The 21,375-nt window shown below is 55.6% G+C and carries 10 protein-coding genes and 1 pseudogene; 7 read left to right on the top strand and 4 right to left on the bottom strand.

Features of this window, described 5'->3' with window-relative positions:
- Window positions 1-115: 115 nt before the first annotated feature.
- Window positions 116-718, top strand: a complete 603-nt coding sequence (gene rimJ / locus BLW70_RS08830) for a ribosomal protein S5-alanine N-acetyltransferase (RefSeq protein WP_074873606.1) — start codon at window positions 116-118, stop codon at window positions 716-718.
- Here rimJ and BLW70_RS08825 read toward each other — a convergent pair.
- Together BLW70_RS08825 and pmrG are read right to left on the bottom strand one after the other, a co-directional pair.
- Window positions 631-1,476 carry a phosphatase PAP2 family protein gene (locus BLW70_RS08825; RefSeq protein ID WP_074873604.1) on the bottom strand — a complete coding sequence of 282 codons (846 nt, stop codon included), beginning with the start codon at window positions 1,474-1,476 and terminating at the stop codon, window positions 631-633. The genes rimJ and BLW70_RS08825 overlap by 88 nt on opposite strands.
- Complete coding sequence (gene pmrG, locus BLW70_RS08820) at window positions 1,473-2,144, bottom strand: lipopolysaccharide core heptose(II)-phosphate phosphatase PmrG (protein WP_074873602.1); 672 nt, start codon at window positions 2,142-2,144, stop codon at window positions 1,473-1,475. The genes BLW70_RS08825 and pmrG overlap by 4 nt, the downstream gene beginning before the upstream one ends.
- A 260-nt stretch (window positions 2,145-2,404) precedes the next feature.
- On the opposite strand from pmrG, the pseudogene BLW70_RS31455 reads away from it, so the two are divergent.
- From BLW70_RS31455 to BLW70_RS08795, 6 genes and pseudogenes are all read left to right on the top strand, one after another.
- Window positions 2,405-3,466 (top strand): annotated as a pseudogene (locus tag BLW70_RS31455) (methyl-accepting chemotaxis protein); the annotation flags it as partial.
- Complete coding sequence (locus BLW70_RS31450; protein WP_404942676.1) at window positions 3,461-4,324, top strand: methyl-accepting chemotaxis protein; 864 nt, start codon at window positions 3,461-3,463, stop codon at window positions 4,322-4,324. The pseudogene BLW70_RS31455 and the gene BLW70_RS31450, both read left to right, overlap by 6 nt.
- Window positions 4,325-4,514: 190 nt before the next feature.
- Window positions 4,515-7,973: a Tc toxin subunit A gene (locus tag BLW70_RS08810; protein WP_074873599.1), complete on the top strand. Its 3,459-nt coding sequence runs from the start codon at window positions 4,515-4,517 to the stop codon at window positions 7,971-7,973.
- 26 nt (window positions 7,974-7,999) lie between these two features.
- Complete coding sequence (locus BLW70_RS08805) at window positions 8,000-11,923, top strand: Tc toxin subunit A-related protein (protein WP_074873597.1); 3,924 nt, start codon at window positions 8,000-8,002, stop codon at window positions 11,921-11,923.
- Window positions 11,920-16,446 carry a SpvB/TcaC N-terminal domain-containing protein gene (locus BLW70_RS08800; RefSeq protein ID WP_074873595.1) on the top strand — a complete coding sequence of 1,509 codons (4,527 nt, stop codon included), beginning with the start codon at window positions 11,920-11,922 and terminating at the stop codon, window positions 16,444-16,446. The genes BLW70_RS08805 and BLW70_RS08800 overlap by 4 nt, the downstream gene beginning before the upstream one ends.
- Window positions 16,443-19,277, top strand: a complete 2,835-nt coding sequence (locus tag BLW70_RS08795) for an RHS repeat-associated core domain-containing protein (RefSeq protein WP_074873593.1) — start codon at window positions 16,443-16,445, stop codon at window positions 19,275-19,277. The genes BLW70_RS08800 and BLW70_RS08795 overlap by 4 nt, the downstream gene beginning before the upstream one ends.
- Window positions 19,278-19,427: 150 nt before the next feature.
- On the opposite strand, the gene BLW70_RS08790 is transcribed toward BLW70_RS08795, so the two are convergent.
- Together BLW70_RS08790 and BLW70_RS08785 are read right to left on the bottom strand one after the other, a co-directional pair.
- Window positions 19,428-19,796 carry a glyoxalase superfamily protein gene (locus BLW70_RS08790; protein ID WP_074873591.1) on the bottom strand — a complete coding sequence of 123 codons (369 nt, stop codon included), beginning with the start codon at window positions 19,794-19,796 and terminating at the stop codon, window positions 19,428-19,430.
- Window positions 19,797-19,916: 120 nt separating this feature from the next.
- On the bottom strand, window positions 19,917-21,374 hold the full coding sequence (locus tag BLW70_RS08785) for an N-acyl-D-amino-acid deacylase family protein (protein WP_074880474.1): 1,458 nt from the start codon (window positions 21,372-21,374) through the stop codon (window positions 19,917-19,919).
- Window position 21,375: the final 1 nt, after the last annotated feature.

Below are 21,375 nucleotides of genomic sequence, written 5' to 3'. Positions count from 1 at the left end.
AAGAAACTACGGTTTGCCCGCCCTCCCGCGGGCTTTTTTTTGCCTGCGGTTTTGTTGTGTTTTCCCGCTGGCCACGCAATGCTTGCGCGACGATCCCCGTGAACCGGAGCCCCTTATGCCGCTGCTTTCCCTGCCCTGTAAACGCTTGACGCTGGCAGTGCTCGACCCTGAACAGGCGGCGCTGGAAAGCGAGTTCTACCGGCGCAACCTGAGGCATCTCGCCCGGTGGTCGCCGATTCGCCCCGTCGATTACCACAGCCCTGAACGCATCCGCCCGCGCCTTGAAGTGCAAGCCAGCGCTTTCCAGGCGGGTCTGGCGGTGCATTTCGCGTTGCTGGATCCGCACAACGGCCAGATGATCGGCGCGTGCAACTTCAGCGGCATCACTCGCGGGGCATTTCAAGCCTGCTATCTCGGTTACCACATCGACGAATCTCATCAGGGCCAGGGCTTGATGCAGGAAGCACTCGAAGCGGGAATCGGCTACATGTTCGATGAGCAGAAACTGCACCGGATCATGGCCAATTACATCCCGGGCAATGAACGCAGTGCGCGGCTGCTGGAGCGCCTGGGATTTGAACGTGAGGGCTATGCCAAGGCCTACCTGAGTATCGCCGGGCGCTGGCAGGATCATGTGTTGACGGCGTTGATCAATGATCGCTTTGAAACGCCGGAAGAGCGCTGGTCCAGCGGTTGCTCCAGTCGCGCTCGCCCATAGAACGCCAACGCTGTCAGCAAACACGCCAGCCATACGAAGATCCCGGCCCAGAAGGTGTGGGACATGTAGTGCCAGCCTTGCAGAACCCGCGTCGTGCCATAGACGAAACCGAGCAGCAGCGAGCCGTACATCACCGCTTTGGAATAGCGCCAGCGGTAACGACGCGCCACGAAGTACAACGCCAGCAGGGTGAAGCCGCCCGAAGCATGTCCGCCCGGCCAGCAGCGCCCGTCACCCGCGACTTTCAGCAAATCGAAATTCTCATACCACTCTTTGTGCTCGATTTTCCCGCCGTACTGGGTCGTTTCAATCGGGCAGTACACGCTGGTGTGGCTCTTGAGGTAGTGGATCACCCCGGTGCTGATGGAGAACGCAAACACCACGTAGAGGAAATCCCGACGGTGCTTGCTGGCAAACCGAAGCACTGGCGCAACTTTGATCTTTTCCAGGAACGCGATGATTTTCGAATGTTTTTCGGCCTTCAGACGCGGCCAGAGAAACGACAGCAAGGCGCCGACAATCGCTAGTTCTCCTGTCCAGTTCGGGATGATCCTCGCCCATTTATGGGTGATCTTTTCGAACAGGTGGACATGATCCAGCGGAAACGTCTGCGTGACCGGGTCGTAAAAGAGATCATTGAACGCGATGTCGATTTTGGTCAGGTCGAACAGCAGGAAAACCACGACCGCACAGGCCAGCGGAATGCCGAAGTTCACCCAGTAAAAGCGGTAACGGGAAGACCCAGAAAGTGAATTCATTTAACGGTCACCGAGCGCCAGTCCGAGGCTTCGATGAAACCGAGCATGCGAGGTGCCTGGGGCGTTTCGGCGGAGATAAACAAAGACGCGCCGTAGCCCAGCGTAGAGGCCGGCAACTTGAGGTCTTTCTCCAGTTGCGACATGCATTCGCTGTGGGTCACCAGAATCAGGTTTCGCCCGGCCACCTTGTGCGCCAGCGCGTCACGCAGCATGGTGCCCCTGCAATTGATCAACCAGTCTTCCCCGCCCCCGACCTTGTTGAACATGTAGCCAGCGGTCTGCGCTGTACGGATGACCGGGCTGTTGTAGATGTCAGCCCTGTTCAGTCCCAGTCGTTCGAACTGCGCACCGACACCCACCGCGACGCTGCGAGAGCGATCGGTGATGCCATCGTTACCGCTCAGGCAGGCGGCACTGGAGTGATCGCAGCGTTCGACGTGACGCACCAGCACGATCACGTCGCCCTTGGCCCAATTGGCCGCCAACGCCCGGGCGCCGGCCACGTTGCCGTGGGCCAGATCCGGCACAGCGGCCGGCTGCAACAGCCACATAGTGAGCGGAATCACCAACAGCGCCGAGGCGAGCACGACAGCCGCATTGCGATAGCGGGCAAAACGGCTCAGATCAATCGAGCGTTTTATCCCGAACAGACTCAGTCTCAATTCCACATCAAACCGCCTCGCCGGCACGCATCACTGTCATTCGATGCCGCGAGGTTAGAGAGGCTGGCGTCGGCAGCCGGTGAAACTCATGTGAAAAAAAGCTTAAGACCGCACGAAGGTCTTGTTACATATCCGCCTTACAAAAACCATTCAGCTCTCGCAATTGCTGCCGATACAGTCCTGCTACACACCTTGCTGGCGACCAAAAACAACAATCTTCCAGCCAACCGACGATCTAGAAGCACAACGTTCCTGGAGGATTTTTGATGAATAGCTGGCTCGGCAATATCAGCGTGAACATGAAGCTGGGCTTGGGGTTCGGCCTGGTCCTGGCCCTGACCTGCGTCCTCGCCCTGACCGGCTGGACAAGCCTGGGCGGGTTGATTGACCGCAGCAACTGGATGAGCGATATCACCCAGCTCAATGCCGGCCTGACCAAGCTGCGCGTGGTTCGCCTGCAATACATGCTGACCAATGGCGACGAAACCGCCGCGCAGAACGTCCAGACCACGCTCGAGGCCTTCTCCACTCAGCAACAGGCGCTGCTGGTGAAGTTCAAGAGCCCGGAAAACCTCAAGCTGCTCAAAGAGCAAGGCGCCGTCATCGACGCCTACAAGACGTCCCTGAACAAAATGCGCAGCGCGTACCGCACCGGTAACAGCGCGCGCGACACCATGGGCGCCAATGCCGAGACCGCGAATACGCTGATCAACGCCATCAATACCGCCGTGCAGCAAATGCCGCTGAGCGACCAACGCTTCGAACAATTCCAGGCCATCACGGCAGCCAAGGAAGCCTTCTTGCTGGCCCGCTACGAAGTGCGCGGCTACACCGCGACCACTAACGCCGAGACCGAACAAAAAGCCATCGGCCAACTGGACCTGGCCATCGCCAGCCTGAAACCTCTCAACGTGCATTTCGCCGACACTCAGCAAGACGCCCTGCGTCAGCTGGAAACCGCACTGAGCAACTACCGCAGCGCCTTGCAGGCTTATAAAGCGGCGAACAGCGATGCGGTGCAGGCGCGCAAGGAAATGACCGAGCAGGGTGCGGCTATCGTGACCCTGAGCGACCAGCTGTATCAGATCCAGCTCGACCGCCGTGACGCCGAAAGCGCCCAGGCTCGCACCCTGCAACTGATCAGCACCTTGCTGGCGTTGCTGGTGGGCATCATTGCTGCCGTGATCATCACCCGTCAGATTACCGGCCCGCTGCGCGACACCCTGGCCGTGGTTGAACGCATCGCCAGCGGCGACCTGTCCCAGGACGTCAAAGTGACGCGCCGCGACGAACTCGGCGTGTTGCAACAAGGCATCGCTCGCATGGGCGTAACCCTGCGCGACTTGATCAGCGGCATCCGCGACGGCGTCACCCAGATCGCCAGCGCTGCCGAAGAACTGTCCGCCGTAACCGAGCAAACCAGCGCCGGGGTCAACAGCCAGAAGATCGAAACCGATCAAGTGGCCACCGCCATGCACGAGATGACGGCCACCGTGCAGGAAGTCGCGCGCAATGCCGAAGAAGCCTCCCAGGCGGCCGCCGCTGCTGACGGCGAAGCTCGTGAAGGCGACAAGGTGGTCAACGAAGCCATCGCCCAGATCGAACGCTTGGCCACCGAAGTGGCGCGTTCCACCGAAGCCATGAGTGTGCTGCAACAGGAAAGCGACAAGATCGGCAGCGTCATGGACGTGATCAAGGCCGTGGCCGAACAGACCAACCTGCTGGCGCTCAACGCCGCCATCGAAGCGGCCCGTGCCGGTGAAGCCGGTCGTGGCTTTGCGGTGGTGGCCGACGAAGTCCGTGGCCTGGCTCAGCGCACGCAGAAGTCCACTGAAGAAATCGAAGGCCTGGTGGCCGGTCTGCAGAACGGCACGCAACAAGTGTCCGCCGTGATGAACAACAGCCGCGCCCTGACCGACAGCAGCGTCGCGCTGACCCGCAAGGCTGGCGTGTCACTGGAAAACATCACCCGCACGGTGTCCAACATCCAGTCGATGAACCAGCAGATCGCTGCCGCCGCCGAGCAGCAAAGCGCCGTCGCCGAAGAGATCAGCCGCAGCATCATCAACGTGCGCGACGTCTCCGAACAGACCGCCGCCGCCAGCGACGAAACGGCGGCGTCCAGTGTTGAACTGGCGCGGTTGGGCAGTCAGTTGCAGCAGATGGTCAGCCACTTCCGGGTCTAAAAACCTGCTCGCTCCCCTTTCAGCTATCGTGCTGGTTGGGGGAGCGCTGTGTGTCGAAATCCTACAGGTCGATAGGCCCCCTTCCCGAGCCAGCGACGTCTTTTCCCTGCGTCGCACCTTAAAGAGCTGACAGAGCTCAATTGCAACACGCAGTAATGTCGATACTCCACTTATAGGAGTGTTCATCGGCATGGAAAAATACCCGCTACTGCAGTCCCTTATCAAATCCCTTATCAAGCCCCTCACCCCCGAAAAACAAACGGAACTGGAAGAATTATTTAAAGACAAACTGAAGTTCACCTCTGTATTCGACATTACCCGACTTACCGAAAACGGCTTTAAGGAAAAAGTCGAGAATGAGTTCAAGAGCAAATATGCAAAACCGCTGGTCATCTCCAGCGCCAGCCTCGTCAAGTTCTACAACGATGCCAAATGCCTTGCCGCCCAGATCAGCCATCTGTATCGGGAGAAACAATTATCCTCAGGGGAACCCCAACACCGCTGGCACCCGGCAGGCATTCGCGCGGTCGAGAAAGAAGGTCCCACTTACACCAACCTGTTCAAGGAAAACTGGGACGACTCTTGCAAAATCGATTCGATCGCATCCATCGACTCGCCTGTCGCTTATCTTAGAGCGCTCTATTTATTTGCCGAACAACTGGAAATGAGTGCCTCGCAATCAAAAACTGAAATTGCGGTTAAAACAGAAAAAGAAGAAAAAACAGAAACAGAAACAGAAACTAAAACTAAAACAGAAACAGAAACAGAAACAGAAACAGAAACAGATAAAAAAACAAAAGCTAAAACTCCAACCGACAACCGGATACGTTTGAAAACGCGACGGCCGGAACTCGCGGAGTTAGTAATTGACCAGCACAACACTTTCACCCCACAGCCGATGCTCAAAATAGTCAACGACCTCTTGGAAAAAAACATTAAGGAGGCGATGAAGTACGGCCCCGATAAAGAAAAATCCACGTATGAGCTACTGGCGTTACGAAGTTACCCCTTCGCTCTGCCCTATGAAATTTCCCATCATCAATGCCTGTTAGGACTCAGTGGGGAAAAACCGTCGCTGGGCGAACTGAACTACCGCATCACAACACACCTTCCGCTCACACAGACAGTCAACTTTAAGTATGGCCAGATAAGGAACTCCACCCCGAGTGTCGCACAACAGCTGATGTCTGGACTAAGTCCAAAACAGCAGGATTTGTTGATCGAAGACCTGATAGCCACCCCCTCGGATAACTATTGGAAAAAAATCTATGGCACTGCAAAAAAAAACAGCCTGAAGGATCTTGACACCTTTCTGAAGCACACCGGGTTGAACGCAGAGCAACTTGAAGCACTGCTTGCGCAAGGCAAAAACTCCCCCCGCCTCTCCAGCAATTATCCAACGCCCATTGCACTTGACGGACTGTATGGAGCTCGTTACGTCCACGGTCCTTCCTTCAGCAACATCATTGACAACATGAAAGTCGTCGCCAAGGAGATTACCGCTACGTCATATGAGCGACTCCAACGCATGCAACGAATGATCCGCCTGCAACGCTGGCTGGATATTTCTTTCGTCGAACTGGATACCCTGATCATCAGCGCGTTCAACTCGTCGACGCCCATTAATCACGATATGCATCTCGACACTCATACCCTGCGTACCCTAGGGGTCTATCGCCATTTAAAGCGTCGATACTCTATTAACGCCGACGAGTTCGCGGCTGTACTTTATCAGCTATCCCCCTATGCTATCGGCGATCAAGTTTCCTTGTTCGACAGAGTATTCAATCAAACCCGTCTTTTTGAAAAACATCTTGCACTCGATGGTCGGTCATTCTCGACCGATGATACTGATAAGGCATCGCACACGGTCCTCCAACACTTGAGTGCCAGCCTTGGTCTGCCCTTGGCCGAGGACTCACTATTGAAGGTCGTAAAGAACACGCAGAAACACCTTGGCTCTCTCAAGGTTGCCTTGGACACCTTGTCCTCAATCTACAGACAAGCGCGGATCGCTCGAATGTTCGGTATCTCGATCGCCGACTGCACAACGCTGGCTACCTTGTTGGGAGGTGAAAGCGTGACGAGTTGCCTGACGAATCCAATCGATAACATTCGCACACTAAAAGTGACTGCCCGCGAAGGCAATATGAGTGTTGAAGTGGTCGCACGCTTTCACTTGCCTGGGCAGTTCTATCATGACTACCTCCCCACGCTCCTGCCAGGCTCAACACTGAAAACAAGTACTTCATGGTTCGCCAACACAGATACCGTCAATGCGTTTTCAGTCTTGTTTCCCATCCTTCCCGGCTCGAATAAAGTTGCCACGATCAGTATCAACGGCATTGTTACTGCCGCCCCGAATAGCGTGGTCTCTCTGGCGGGGTGTGGAATCAAGGTGATCCACGGTAATTTCGATGAACTTATCAAGCGAGATGCTTCTTGGGTGACCCTTACAAGGACTGAGCTCAGTGGCAGCGATATAGTACTTCCGCTCTTCAACACCCAGCTGCAACAGACTGAGCCCCTGAGGCCTGATCCCTCCAATATGCTTGATGTACTGATGCAATTGGACTGGATCACAAATTGGCTCAGTGAATCCGTCTACACCATCCCCAAGCTGAAACACCTCCTCCTGAGCACCACGAACAGCAATGATCATGCATTGCAGAACATGCAGCAGCACCTCACCAAACTGAAGAAAGATTCTGACCAGCACAAGATAACTACTGCGGAGATAAATGCGCTGTCGCTACCAAAGCTACCAGAAGATTCAACGTGGTGGTCTCTAATGGCCAGCACGTTGCTTGACGCCAACGGCCTGGTGAAGAACTTCGCACCCACCATCACAGACGATGTACCGAAAAAGCTGGTTGATGTGCTGCAGAGCGTCATAGCGCCACTGGTACTGAACATCGACGCTGCCGAAAACGCCAGGCTCAAAGACGACTGCCAGAAGAAGCTTAAAGACCTGCTGCTACTTGCCCATGACCGACAATTGCACCTGGTCGAACAGCTTTTACAGGAAACCTGTCAACTTCCCATGAACAGTGCAAAGGGTGTGCTGGTATGGGCCAATACATCGGCCTACGAGATCCTGATCGCGACGCAAGACGATGCGAATAACGAATCATACTTAACAAAACTTTCCAAAACGCTGCCCAAGGTACTGCGCCATGCCGAGGCTGCCGTTCAGTTGCACCTGAGCAGAAGCGCCCTGCACTTGTTCCTGGAACACCCCGACTGGTTGGAGCCGTCGGACACGACGCAGAAACTGACGCTTACATTGAGCAGTTTGTATCTTCTGGATCGTTTCAATCATGGGATGACCACCCATCAATACCCTGAAGAGAATGTTCTGAGCTATTTGAAATTCGCCAACTCGGAAGCCACCACAGCCGAAAAAAACAGCTTGCTGGCCGGCTTGCTGAACTGGACAACCGAGCAAGTTACCGTGCTGACAGCAACACTGACACATCAGCAAGCCCGAACCGTGAAAGACCTGGATTGGGTCATGCGTTGCTACACAACCTGTAAAGCCACAGGCCTGACAACGGGTTCACTGCTTGACGCCACAGCCCTGAACAACAACAGCACAACAGACGACTGGAAAAAAATCGGTGAAGCCGTCATGGCTACTAGTCGTTGATCCCACTACATGCTCAAGGAGTGAACATGTCTGCCACGATTGAAAAGCAACTCAACGAAAGCTTGCGTGATGCCCAACTCGCGCTCTACCTGCATGAAATAGTGCCCAACAATGAAGATTTGAAGACGTTGAATATCGCAACGCACCTCAACACTGCCAATGACCTCTATCACTACTGGTTACTTGATGTGCTGGTTAGCCAGGACGTGCCCACCAGCCAGGTGGACTGTGCCATTGCAAGCCTGCAGCAATACATCAACAGCATTCTGGCCAATATGGAGCCTGGGTATAACACGGCGATCATTGCGCCGGATCAGCTCGAAACCTGGCGTACGGTGATGCACCACTATTCGACATGGGCGTCCAGTCAGCAGCTGCACTATTTTCCGGCGATCTACCTTGACCCGACCCTTCGCACAGCCAAGACCGAGAGTTTTCAGCAACTGGAAAATGACCTCAACCAGAACCAACTGACATCCCGGTCCGTTCAAACAGCAGTAGTGAGTTATCTGACGAAATTCGAAGAAATTTCCAATTTGAAGACGCTCAATGGTTATATCGACGGAATCGACTTCGCCAACAGCACCTATTACTTCATTGCCAAATCCCGCGCCGCCAATACTTACTATTGGCGCTCGCTGGACATGTCCATGCGCCCCGAGAGTCCCCCCACGACTTCCGCTTCTACAACTGATCCTAAAGCTAATTCCGACAGCAAATACGATACGCCAGAGCCACAGGCCTGGTCAGACTGGAAACGCATCAACCTGCCGATCTCCGAAAGCGCCATCGAGCACACTATTCGTCCGGTCATGTTCAACAATCGTCTGTATGTAATCTGGGCTGAGTGTATTTTTCAGGACAAAAACTCTGTGAGCGGCGTTCAAACCAACAGTCGGGCGCCCACCAATCCGCTGTTTCGTTTGAACATGTGCTACAAAAATTACGATGAAAGCTGGAGTACGCCTCAAACCTGTCTACAGGGCTACGGCGGGAACGAAATGTTTCACGCCAAGACACTGACCGAGCTCAAGGGCATTACACATACAGTTGCCGTCCATGATGGGACACACTCTACAGAGTCACTACTCGTTGTCCTCTACGTTGGCAATAACGAAACGGGCAAAACAGAGAACACAGAGCACAACCTGAAAGCCCCGTTCTGGATGGCCGCGCATATTGATAAAGATTCTGAATCCAATGCAACATTCTCCCCCAAGAACGTGCCAGAAAACCCACCCAAACAAGAGGATGCTGAAAATCTACTCGATCGCCTCAAAACAGAATTCGGAAAATGGGTGACGGTATTTCTGCCTGTCAAAGCCGAGACCGAGCGCAATGTAAATCTCCAATTCAGGCACTCGACTTCCAACTTCGATCTGAAGCCACCCCGTATCAAATCCAGCAAACACACTACGTTAGGAACTGCAGAATTCATTGATTTTTCCGACTCGGATATCAAGCACAGCAACTATCAGGAAACCAAGGTTCGCGCCCCTGTTCGGTTGAACATCACCTTCGCCAAGCATTTGATTCATCGTGCCGAAACGAGTATGGACGAGTTGCTGAGCTGGGACTCCCAGCACTTGCAGGAACCTGCGATGGAACAAGGCAAGCGCGAGGAAAAGATGGATTTCTACGGCGCCTATGGGCGCTACTTTGTCGAGTTGTTCCTGTACTTGCCATGGCTGGTCGCCCACCGTTTCAACCAGTCATCCCAATACAGCGAAGCCGAGCGCTGGTTGCATTACCTGTTCAACCCCAGTCGTAAGGATGTCAAGGGTGGTCATCCAAACTATTGGAATACCGTGCCGTTGACCATTCCCACTTCACAGCCTGGCCAATCCACCTATGCCATTCAAGGCCCACAAGACCCGCATCAAATAGCCCTGAGCCATCCGGTGCACTTTCGCAAAGCCTTGTACATGCTCTATATCGATATTTTGATCAATCGCGGCGACATGGCTTATCGCTCATTGGCCCCCGATGAGCTGGCGCAAGCCAAGCTTTGGTACATCCGCGCCCAGGATCTGCTGGGCCCGCGCCCGGACCTCAAACAAACTGACGACTGGACCCCCACTACCCTCGGCGCCTTCATTGCCGCTAAAAACGAGGAATTGCGAACGTTTGAATACAAACAGGGCACTGAAAAAAAACACATCAACTCAAGCGACTCCGACAATCCGGTGCCCGAAATTTGTGTTCGACCTTATGCCCCCCCTCCTTCGGTGCATGCGATAGACACCCCCCATTTGCGTTTACCGTTCAACCCTGTGTTGATCGCGCGCTGGGAAAAACTCGAGAGTCGCCTGCATAACCTCAGGCACAACCTCGACATCGTCGGCAAGCCATTGAGGCTTCCACTGTTCACCGCTCCAGCGATACCAGCCGGACAGCTCGGCGCCAACCCGCAACGGGCCGCAGAGCCGGAAATCTATCAACGCCTGGGTTCGACTATCCCGCCTTACCGGTTCAGCGTCATGCATGCCCAGGCCATGAGCGCAGTGGAGACAGTGATTCAGTTCGGTAGCACGCTGTTGTCATTCATCGAACGCGCCGAGCAGGCCTTCTATCAGGAAACACAGCAGCAACACATCTGGGATATGGCGAACATTGCCGTAGACCTGCAAACCCAGGCGTTGAAAGTCGATCAAAAAAACAAGGAAGCCTTGCTCGCCAGTAAAACGATCGTGCAGGAGCGAGAACGTTATTACAGTGAGCGGGTGGATGAGGTGATCAACCCGGAAGAAGCCGCCGCCGCCGCATCGCACCTGGCGGGACGTATCGCAGAGGCCTCCGCCTACGCGGCCCAGGTGATTGGCCAGGGCTTGAAGGTGGTCCCCAACATTTTTGGCATGGCGGACGGTGGACATCGCGTGGAGGGGATTCCTCTTGCGGTCATGGCTGGAGCTCAAGGCCTGGCGGCAGCAGCGCATGGCACAGGTGAGGCGCTCGAGCGTGCAGCGCAATATCGTCGGCGCCATCAGGAGTGGACTCTCGCACGCGATCAGGCAAGGCTTGAAATCGCGCAACTCGATGCGCAGCTGGCGCTTGAAGCCGAACGAGAAATCGCCTCCGCTCTGCAGTTGCGACAAACACAAACGACACTCATGCAAGCCAGGTCCACCTATACCTTCCTCACCAAGCGCTTTACCAACGCACAGCTTTACCAATGGTTCACCGGCCAGATGTCCATTTTCTACTACCAGGCCTATGACTCCGCTTTGTCGCTGTGCCAATTCACCGAACAATGTTGGTGCTATGAGATGGCCGACACCACAACACAATCGTTCTTTCAACCCAAGACCTGGAACACCACTTATCGCGGACTTGGTCCCGGGGAGCCGATGAAGCTCGGCTTGGTGAAGATGAAGACCGCCTACCTTTTGGGCAACGAGCGCGAGCTGGAAATTCGCAAGACCGTGTCGTTACGCCAACTAAAAGAGAAGGATGCGAAGACGGGGGCAATCCATAAGGTCTGGGAGGATGGTGTCACAAAGGACGGGGTCAAAGATGACCTTATCAAAAACGGCTCCTGTCAATTCGAACTGACCCAGTCCCTGTTTGACGATGACTACCCAGGGCACTGCCTGCGTCGGATCAAGAGCATCAGTATCTCCCTGCCGACGACTCTGGGCCCTTATGAGGACATTCGCGCCCTCCTGACCCAGACCTCCAGTGAAGTCGTCATGCCCGGTGCCGAGAAAAAGTCCATAAAAGGCCAACGCGCCAACCAGCAGGTCGCCCTCTCGACAGGCATCGACGACAGCGGCCTTCTCACGCTGAACTTTCAGGACGAACGCTACCTGCCCTTCGAATACACCGGCGCGATTTCAAAATGGAAGTTGTCCTTCCCCAATCATGTTTCACAGAAAGCCATGCTCGAATCACTTACCGATATCATCGTGCATGTGAAATACACCGCCAGGGTGGATGGGGGTGAGCAATGAACGAACAGAGCTCCGTCCCTATCGCGCCTCCGGCGCTGCCCAAGGGTGGCGGCGCCATTCAAAGCATCGGCAACAACCTCGGTTCGGTTGGTACAAGAGGCACGGCGTCCTTTGAAATTCCCTTGCCTGTTACCCCGGGTCGCGGATTTGCCCCGGCCTTGACCCTGCGTTACAGCAACGCGCAAGGCAACGGTATGTTCGGCCTCGGTTGGGCTCTTTCCCTGGGCACAATTGCACGACGTACCCGACTGGGCGTCCCGGCCTACACCGATGACGATCTGTTCGTCGGGCCCGACGGCGAGGTATGGATGCCGGAGCGGGACAAGACGACCGGTGCGTTCATTTCCAAATACGCGCTGAGCAGCAATGGCAAGACACTGGAGCAATACACTGTCGTTCGCTACTACCCTCGAGTCGAAGCGGCTTTCGACCGGATCGAACATTGGTTCAGTGCGACCGACCAACCGGGCTTCTGGCTGATCTACCGCGCTGACGGCAGTCAACATCTGTTCGGAAAAACAGCGGCAGCGCGCCGCGCAGACTCCAACGCCCCCTCGCGGGTAGGTGAATGGTTGCTCGAAGAAAGCATGAATGCTCATGGCGAGCATATTGTTTATGAGTACACCGCTGATGAGGTGACTGCTCGGGGCCCGGCCGATAACCGTGCCCAGCGTTACCTGAGTCGCGTTTGCTATGGCAACTTCACGGCTGACTCGCAGTTGTACTTGTGCAAAGTCGATGGCCTCAAGGATAAAAAATGGCATTTCGAGCTGTGTTTCGACTACGGCGAACGCAGCGTTCGTCTGGAAGACACACCCGGGTACAAAGGGACGCAACCGTACGCTGTACGCAGTGATCCATTCTCGGACTTCGCCTACGGTTTTGAGTTGCGTACTCAACGCTTGTGCCAACAGGTTCTGATGTTTCATTACTTCCCGAATGAACCATCAATGGGCGACAAGCCAGTACTGATTCGCCGCCTCTTGCTCCAGTATCAGACTTGCGCGCTTTCCTACAGCTGTCTGAGTGCGGCGTTGCCCCAAACCTTTGGCGAAACACACACCGATCGATACCAACCGCCTCTTGAGTTTGGCTACTCCGGTTTCACGCTCAAGCCCGAGGCTCGACACTACAAACCTTTCGAGGCACTGGCCAGACTCAACCACCAGGACCAGTTTCAGTTCGTCGATCTGAAGGGAGAAGGGTTGCCAGGCATTCTTCATCGAACCGATCAAAGCTGGCGCTATAGCCAGCCCTTGCGGGACGACAGAGGCGGGGATCACATCGTGTACGCGGCATGGAGCGAACTGCCCCGAATACCGCTGGCGGACAGGCGAAAGTCTCCTCGACAGTATTTCAGTGATCTCAACGATGACAGTCGTCCGGACTGGATCGTGGCGCACCCCGAGTTCAGCGGTTTCTTTACGCTGAATTCGAACGATGAATGGTCGAACTACACCCCGCTTGCCGCTGTTCCCACCGAGTTCTTCCATCCTGAAGGGCAGTTAGCCAGTCTGATGGGGAGTGGGCGCAACGATCTGATCATGATCGGACCGCGCAGTGTGCGCCTGTACGCCAACCAGAAAATAACCGGCTTCGCCCCGGCAACGCAGGTTTCACGTCACGCCGATGAAGATGACCTGCCTCAGCCCGGTAACTCACCCAGTGAACTGGTGGCCTTCAGCGATCTTCTGGGCAGTGGCCAACAGCACCTGATCCGTGTTCGCCACAACGAAGTGAAATGCTGGCCTAACCTGGGCCGCGGACGCTTCGCAAAGGGCCGAGTAATCGCCTCCCTGGACTTTGCATACGAACAGTTCGATGCGTCACGCATCCTGCTGGCCGACCTGGACGGCTCAGGGGCTGCTGACCTTATTTATCTGCAACCCGATTGCGCAAAAATTTTCATGAACCGCGGCGGCAATGGCCTGGCCCCCGCGGTCGAACTGCCCTGGCCCCAAGGACTGCGCCATGACCGGTTCTGCAAGGTCAGCGCCGTAGATCTGCTGGGGCTCGGCTGTTCGAGTCTGATATTCAGTGTGCCGGGGGACGCAACCCGGCATTGGCGCTATGACTTCGTGGAGACCAAGCCCTACTTGCTCGAAACCAGCAATAACAATATGGGGGCTGCCTGCAGCGTCAGCTATCGAAGCTCTGCCCAGGAATGGCTGGATGAAAAAAAACAGCTGCTCAAAAACAACAAACCAGCAATCTCCCACCTTCCATTTCCTCTGTTTTTGGTCAAACAGCAGAGCCAGCACGACGAAATTACCGGCAATCGTCTGACCCAGAAATTCAAATATCGTCGTGGCTTCTACGACAGCATCGAACGAGAATTTCGCGGGTTCGGTCTGCTCTTGCAAACCGACAGTCCAACCCATGGCAAGGGGGCACAAACCAGCCCCCATAGCGCACCGATGCTGACCAAAACCTGGTTCCATACGGGCCAAGCTATCGACCCACTCAATCGTGATTACGACCGCAACGACAAGGACGCCATTGGCCTTCAGGCAACTATCCAGGTTTGGGGCGAACATTGGGGACCACCCGCGCCAACGCCCGAAGCAGCCCTCGCCAACGCCCATGCCCGGCAGCGCGAGCTCGCTCGAGCGCTTGGCGGCCGGACTCTGAGGGTAGAGATTTTCGGCCTGGACAAGGGCACAGAAAAAGAGAGGCAGCCCTATTCAGTGCAACAACATCGATATCGGGTCGTTGAACGCCAGGGCCTGGGTAAATACAGCCCTTACTCGATCATGCAACCGTTGGTTGTGGAATCCATAAGCTACCAGTATGAGCGCATCTCTGATGATCCTCGCTGTACTCACACGATCAATCTTGAATGGGACGCCTACGGCCACCTCACCCACAGTCTGGAGATCAGCTATGCGCGGAGAAAAACACCTGCCGACGCCCCTCCTTTCACGGATACCTGGCTGCAAAAATGGTGGCGCGATGCCCATGACGAGGATCAGCAGTATTACTACCTGAGCGAAACCAAGGCTCAGTTCATTCACATAGCTACAGCACAGGCCCTACGCCTTGGCCTGCGTTACCTACAACGCACCAATGCTTTGAGGTTGCCTAAATCGCCCTTGGCCGCAGGGCTATCCCCCCAGGATATCCATTATGAAAACCTGCTAGAGCGGAGCACTTCAAAGACCTGGGAAGACAGGCGGACCCTGACCGGTTTGTCTGTACAGCGTTACCGCAAACCCGATGCAAGCGGCACCTTCGATGACGGTCAGGCGAGCGTCGAAGGGTTGATTGATCACCAGGAAACCGCCGAATTCAATAAGCTGGCGTTGAGCGTCTACGACGAACACAAATCGGAGGATACGTCTTTTGATGTCACCAAACTTCTCCAGGACAATGGCTACCGAAAAATGCCCATTGCTTTACCGCCTGACGAAGACTGGGACAAAAACAATCCACTCTGGTCTGTACGTCGCAGCTTTTCCACGTATTACAAACTGGCCGGCTTTTACAGGGCACAGACCTTCAGGCAAAGCCAACAGCATGGCCCGACGACCATCACCCATGACCCCTATTCCTGCCTGATCGCCACTGTCGAACTGCCCGACCAATGCACCACCCGCGCGACAAAGATTGGCTATCGAACACTTCAGCCAAAACAGATCAGCGACCCCAACGGGAATTTCCAGGAAGCGCAATACAGTGAGTTGGGACAGGTACACGCCCTCACCTGGTACAAAAATGGCGTAAGTGAAAATGTCGGATTCAAACCGATGGCCACCTATAGCCGCCCTACCGATGATCGCCCCGACACCGCCATCGATGATCCGGGCAAGGCACTCCAGAATATCGCGAGTGCCTTTTTCTATGACTCGCTCAGCTGGATGGGGCGTATTCCCGCCGTTACAGGCGAAGAGTTGGCCTGGCGCAAAAAAGCAGTGGATAACAATGATCTGCTACCGACTGGGCACATCCGCGCAAGTACCCGTGCTCGCCTGACCGGCCTCAACATCAAGACGCTTTACGAGCAAACTCTTCAGACGCGAATAGACGGCGTACAACGCGAACCGGTTCACTGCGTCACGATGCAAGCGGACCGGTTCTCCTCCGACAGCGAAAAACAGGTACGCATCACCATCGCTTGCTGGGATGGCTTTGGTCGACAACTGCAAAAAAAACAACGCGTCGACCCAGGAAAAGCCCTGGACATCAATGAAGACGGCACATTGAAACTTGAAAACGACACACTGCAGGAGCGTGATGTCAGCTTTCGATGGCGTGTCAGTGAGCGTGTCGAGTACGACAACAAAGGCTTGGTCATTCGTACCTACCGCCCCTATTTCAGTGCCAGGCATCGCTACGTCAATGATGAATCCCTGCGCAAGTCAGGACTTTGTGATCAGCAATTCCACGACCCACTGGGTCGACTCCTTCGTGTCGTCAATGCCAACGGCGATGAGCGTCGGCACACCTATCACCCCTGGTACTCAACGATCGAGGATGAAAACGACACCCAACCCGACACTACGACTCAGGGAGGTGCTCAATGAGCTCCCATATTCACAGTCACACTCCAACCTTGAACGTCGTCGACAGTCGTGGACTTCAAGTCCGCGAAGTCACCTACTTGCGTAATCAATCCATAACACAGCCTCAAGCCCGCATTACCCGCCACCTGCATGACATCAACGGCCAGGTGCTTGAGCAGCGCTTGCACACCAATAATGCACAGACCGCTGATTTGAAGCAGGTCCGCAGCCTGTCGGGCGCCCTGCTATTGAACTCCAGCATTGACGCAGGCTGGCGCCTGGCCTTCTGTGGCGAGGCCGGTCAAACCCTGAAAAGCTGGGATTCTCGCGGCAGCCATTGGCAAACGGACTATGACGATCAGCTACGCCCGCTGGTCATCAGCGAACAGTCCAAAGGAGGAGTCCTCCAGGCCATCGAGCGCTTTACCTATGCCGATAACTCAAGTGCCCATACGCAAAACAACCAGTGCGGACGCTTGATTCGCCATGATGATCCGGCGGGAAAACGACTGTTGTCCAAGTATGACCAGGCAGGACAACTGCTCAGCGAAACGCGACATTTCCTGAAGGAGCAACAGCCTGCGAACTGGCCGCAAGCAGTCGATGATCGCGATAAGTTGCTCGAAGACCAGACCTACACCACCTCCTGGCAGTACGCACCCACTGGTGAAACCCTCGAACAAACAGATGCCAAAGGGCATACGCAGCGCTTCTGGTTCGATGTCGCTGGCCAACTCAGGAAAGTCACCCTGCAACTCGCGAGTGCCACCCAACAAACGGTGATTCTCGATCAAGTCAAATACAACGCGCAGGGTCAGATCGAATCGCAAACCCTGGGAAGCAAGATCTTAAGTGAAGCGACTTATACGCCTGCGAACGGCCGCACGAACCGGCGGACAATTTCACGGACGGGGGGAAGCATTCTCCAGAAACTGCACTATGCCTATGACGCGGTCGGCAATGTGTTGAGCGTCGAGGACCACACGAAACCGGTACAACACAACGCCAACCAACGCATAAAGCCGGTCAACACTTATGTCTACGACAGCCTTTATCAACTGGTCCAGGCTTCAGGCCGTGAAGAGCAGGGAGCAAGCATTCGCGCCCCTCTTCCCGATTGGTCGACAAGGCAGGGTGACCGGAGCCGACTGCTCAACTTCACTGAGCATTACACCTACGATGAACGTGCAAACCTGATCAAGCTGCAGCATCGCCGCGAAGGCAACAACTACATCCGCAATATGCATATCGCCTCTGGCAGCAATCGCGCATTGCCATGGAAAACAGGCGATGCTCCAGCCGACTTTGCAAAGGGCTTCGATGCCAACGGCAACCTGCAATGGTTGCAGACAGGCCAACCCCTGCAATGGAACGCGCGCAACCAATTACAACGTGTGGAACTGGTCGAACGCGACAGTGAGGGCGCGGATGCAGAAACCTATCTCTACGACGGCAACGGTCAGCGTGTCCGAAAACAGCAGACTAAAAAAGTGCACACCATCACCCATGTCCAGGACGTGAGCTATTTACCAGGACTAGAGCTTCGTGAAAGAGCCACTGAAAAACTTGAGGTGATCACCCTACAGGCTGGAGGCTCCACGGTACGCTGCCTTCATTGGAGCCAAGGCACTCCTGCGCAGATCACGAATGACGCTTTGCGATACAACTTCACCGACCACCTGGGCTCAACGACCCTGGAACTGGACGCCGAGGGCAGACTGATAAGCGAGGAGGGTTACTACCCCTTCGGCGGTACTGCGTGGAGGGCCGCGCGCAACACGCTGGAGGCGAAATACAGAACCGTTCGCTACTCGGGCAAAGAACGCGATGCCAGTGGCCTCTACTACTACGGGCATCGCTATTACGCGCCGTGGTTGCAGCGCTGGATCAGCCCTGATCCGGCGGGAACCACGGATGGGTTGAATCTGTATCGATTCGTCGGCAACAACCCTGTCACTCATCAGGATTATTTAGGTCTGATGAAGTACGAAATCGCACCATTCAGTACCGCCGCCACGGCAGATGCACCTCTGAGCACCCAGATAGTCACCGCACACAACACGTTCAACTCGAGATTCATAACGAATACACAAGATATAAACAATTACGTGTTGGCCTATGACCTTACCTGGACCACACGAGGACTGCTCTACATGGGGGCTGGCAACCAGATAGGGGACATACTTAATAGCCGTGAACACTCTTGGGGACTCACCCACCAACTACGAACAAATATCGGTGCATATCCATCAACCCAAGTCAGGGCAGAACATGCCGTGGCAGCCGGGGCAGGTATGTGCGATGAATTTGCAGCGGTCAGTTCGCGTTTGGCGGCCTCTTCATTACGCGGATACGGGACACCTATCCATATAGCGCAAATACCAGGACATACCTTCACCCTGCTGGGTGATCCCACGCGGGATCCGCTCGTCGTCGACCCCTGGGTGTCCTACCCGATCCCGGATCGACTTTCCCTAAGCCGCTACAACCACCCACAGTTGCAGGCATTCAATACCACACCTGCCATGCCCCAGGACCCAGCCTATGCGATTTCACTCGCCAACGTCGCCACTCACACCCCTCTGTACACTGGAGTACGGCCATCAATGCAGCCTCCTTTGCATCAGAACATTCAAAATGACCTCAACAGCCCGGCCGGAGTAAGCAGTTGGGTCTGGGATCAAATGTCATCGCAACAGCAGTCCAGTGACATTTGGGCCTTTTCAAATTCCACGTTACTCAACTTCGCACATGTTCCCGTGAATCATCGGTCCAGGCTTGATGCCACGGCGTTGCGTCCCAGCATCTATGCAGTTCAATTCCAACAGCCAAACCCATTCAGAAGGATTTGAATCTCGCGCACTGACTGCATGGGTCAGCACAAACCGGATCGTCCAGGTTTTTCGAATCGTGATGCTGGCCATGATGCCTCCTGCAATCAATGAAATCATTGATTGCAGGACACCTTGTTCCATCAAAACTCGCAGAGCTGCCGAACGGCCTTACACGCAAATCGCATTGGTAAACACCAACCGATTGCCGAACGGATCGCTGATCGTCATGTCCTGGCTGCCCCACGGCATCGCCTGGATCTGTGGGTGTGCGAATTTGTATTCCTTGGCCAGCAATTGTTGCTGGAATGCCTCCAGCTCATCGGTCTCGATCCGCAACGCCGAGCCCGGTGTGCTGTCGCCATGGTGTTCGGAGAGGTGCAGCACACATTCGCCTCGGGAGACTTGCAGGTACAACGGAAAGTTGGGCTCGAAACGATGCTGCCAATCGATCTTGAATCCCAGGAAGTCGACGTAGAACTCCACGGCCTTGATTTCATCGAAAATCCGCAGGATGGGGGTGGTTTTGCCGAAGCTCATGGCGTTGCTCCCAGACTGATAAGGCCCACAGTGTAGCTGGGCGAGATGTCAGCGCTTCGGCTTGGTGATGGCTTTCTTTAGTCTCAATGTGCCATCACTGTGACGCAGCACTCGGAATGTTTACTGGAAACCATCACGCAAGTCCCCGTCCCTCGCCAGAAACCGCCCTTCCCTCCTTCCGTTTGCCTGGCCTTCGCTGTAACTCAAGGCACCGTTGACCCAAACCCCATCGATACCTTCCGCCGCTCGTTGCGGATCATTGAAATCCGCCACATCGCGAATGGTCGCAGGATTGAACAACACCAGATCCGCCCAATGTCCTTCACGGATTTCGCCACGTTCCTTCAAGCCAAATCGGGCCGCCGACAACCCGGTCATCTTGTGCACGGCGGTGTGCAGCGGAAACAGCCCCACGTCGCGACTGAAATGTCCGAGCACGCGTGGGAATGCGCCCCACAAGCGCGGATGCGGAAACGGGTCTTCCGGCAATCCGTCAGAACCGACCATCGACAGCGGATGCGCGAGGATTCTTCGTACGTCCGCCTCGTCCATTCCGTAATACACCGCGCCGGCCGGTTGCAGGCGTCGAGCGGCGTCAAGCAACGGCACGCCCCACTCGGCGGCGATGTCCATCAGGTCACGACCACCCACTTCAGGGTGCGGCGTTGACCAGGTGATGGTGATGCGATGAGCGTCGGTGACTTGCTTGAGGTCCAGCGTCGATGAACTCGCCGCGTAGGGATAACAGTCACAGCCTACCGGGTGGGTTTTCGCCGCGTGTTCGAGGGACGCTAGCAGTTGTGGACTGCGCCCCCAGTTACCGGCGCCGGCACATTTGAGATGGGAAATGATCACCGGTGTTTTGGCATGACGGCCGATCTGGAACGCCTCATCCATGGCCTCCAGCACCGGCTCGAATTCGCTGCGCAAATGGGTGGTGTAGACCGCGCCGAAAGCGGTCAGCTCTTCAGTCAGTTGCATGACTTCATCGGTGGAAGCCGAGAACGCGTTGGCATAGGCAAGCCCCGTGGACAGGCCCAACGCACCGGCCTCAAGACTGTCGCGCAGTTGCTCGCGCATCGCGCTGATTTCGTCCGGCGTGGCGGTGCGGAACAGGTCGTCGAGGTGGTTACTGCGCAGCGCCGTATGGCCGACCAGTGCAGCCACGTTCAGCGTGGTGTTCGCCGCTTCGACGGCTGCGCGGTAGTCGCTGAATCTCGGATAAACGAACGCCGCGGCGGTGCCGAGCAGGTTCATCGGGTCGGGCGGATCGCCGCGTAAACTCACCGGTGACGCACTGATCCCGCAGTTGCCGACTATCACGGTGGTCACACCCTGGCTGAGCTTGGGCAGCATCTGCGGCTGGCGGATTACCACGGTGTCGTCGTGGGTGTGAACGTCGATGAAACCTGGCGCCAACACGCGACCGGTGGCGTCGATTTCTTCGGTGGCGCTGGCATCGTGCAAGTCGCCGATACGCTCGATGCGGCCGTTCAGGATCGCCACGTCGGCGGGATAACCGGGCGCGTTGCTGCCGTCGATAATCAGGGCGTTGCGGATCAGCGTGTCGTACATCAGG

This window comes from Pseudomonas frederiksbergensis (genome assembly GCF_900105495.1).
In the GTDB taxonomy this organism is placed as follows: domain Bacteria; phylum Pseudomonadota; class Gammaproteobacteria; order Pseudomonadales; family Pseudomonadaceae; genus Aquipseudomonas; species Aquipseudomonas frederiksbergensis.
The sequence above is the reverse complement of the archived record's forward strand: the minus strand, read 5'-3'. Positions and strand labels throughout refer to the sequence as shown.

Excerpts from the sequence above, each read along its gene's own strand:
- rimJ (WP_074873606.1), top strand. The coding sequence starts at position 116 with ATGCCGCTGCTTTCCCTGCCCTGTAAACGCTTGACGCTGGCAGTGCTC.
- BLW70_RS08825 (WP_074873604.1), bottom strand. The coding sequence starts at position 1,476 with ATGAATTCACTTTCTGGGTCTTCCCGTTACCGCTTTTACTGGGTGAAC.
- BLW70_RS31450 (WP_404942676.1), top strand. The coding sequence starts at position 3,461 with ATGGGCGTAACCCTGCGCGACTTGATCAGCGGCATCCGCGACGGCGTC.
- BLW70_RS08810 (WP_074873599.1), top strand. The coding sequence starts at position 4,515 with ATGGAAAAATACCCGCTACTGCAGTCCCTTATCAAATCCCTTATCAAG.
- BLW70_RS08805 (WP_074873597.1), top strand. The coding sequence starts at position 8,000 with ATGTCTGCCACGATTGAAAAGCAACTCAACGAAAGCTTGCGTGATGCC.
- BLW70_RS08800 (WP_074873595.1), top strand. The coding sequence starts at position 11,920 with ATGAACGAACAGAGCTCCGTCCCTATCGCGCCTCCGGCGCTGCCCAAG.
- BLW70_RS08795 (WP_074873593.1), top strand. The coding sequence starts at position 16,443 with ATGAGCTCCCATATTCACAGTCACACTCCAACCTTGAACGTCGTCGAC.
- BLW70_RS08790 (WP_074873591.1), bottom strand. The coding sequence starts at position 19,796 with ATGAGCTTCGGCAAAACCACCCCCATCCTGCGGATTTTCGATGAAATC.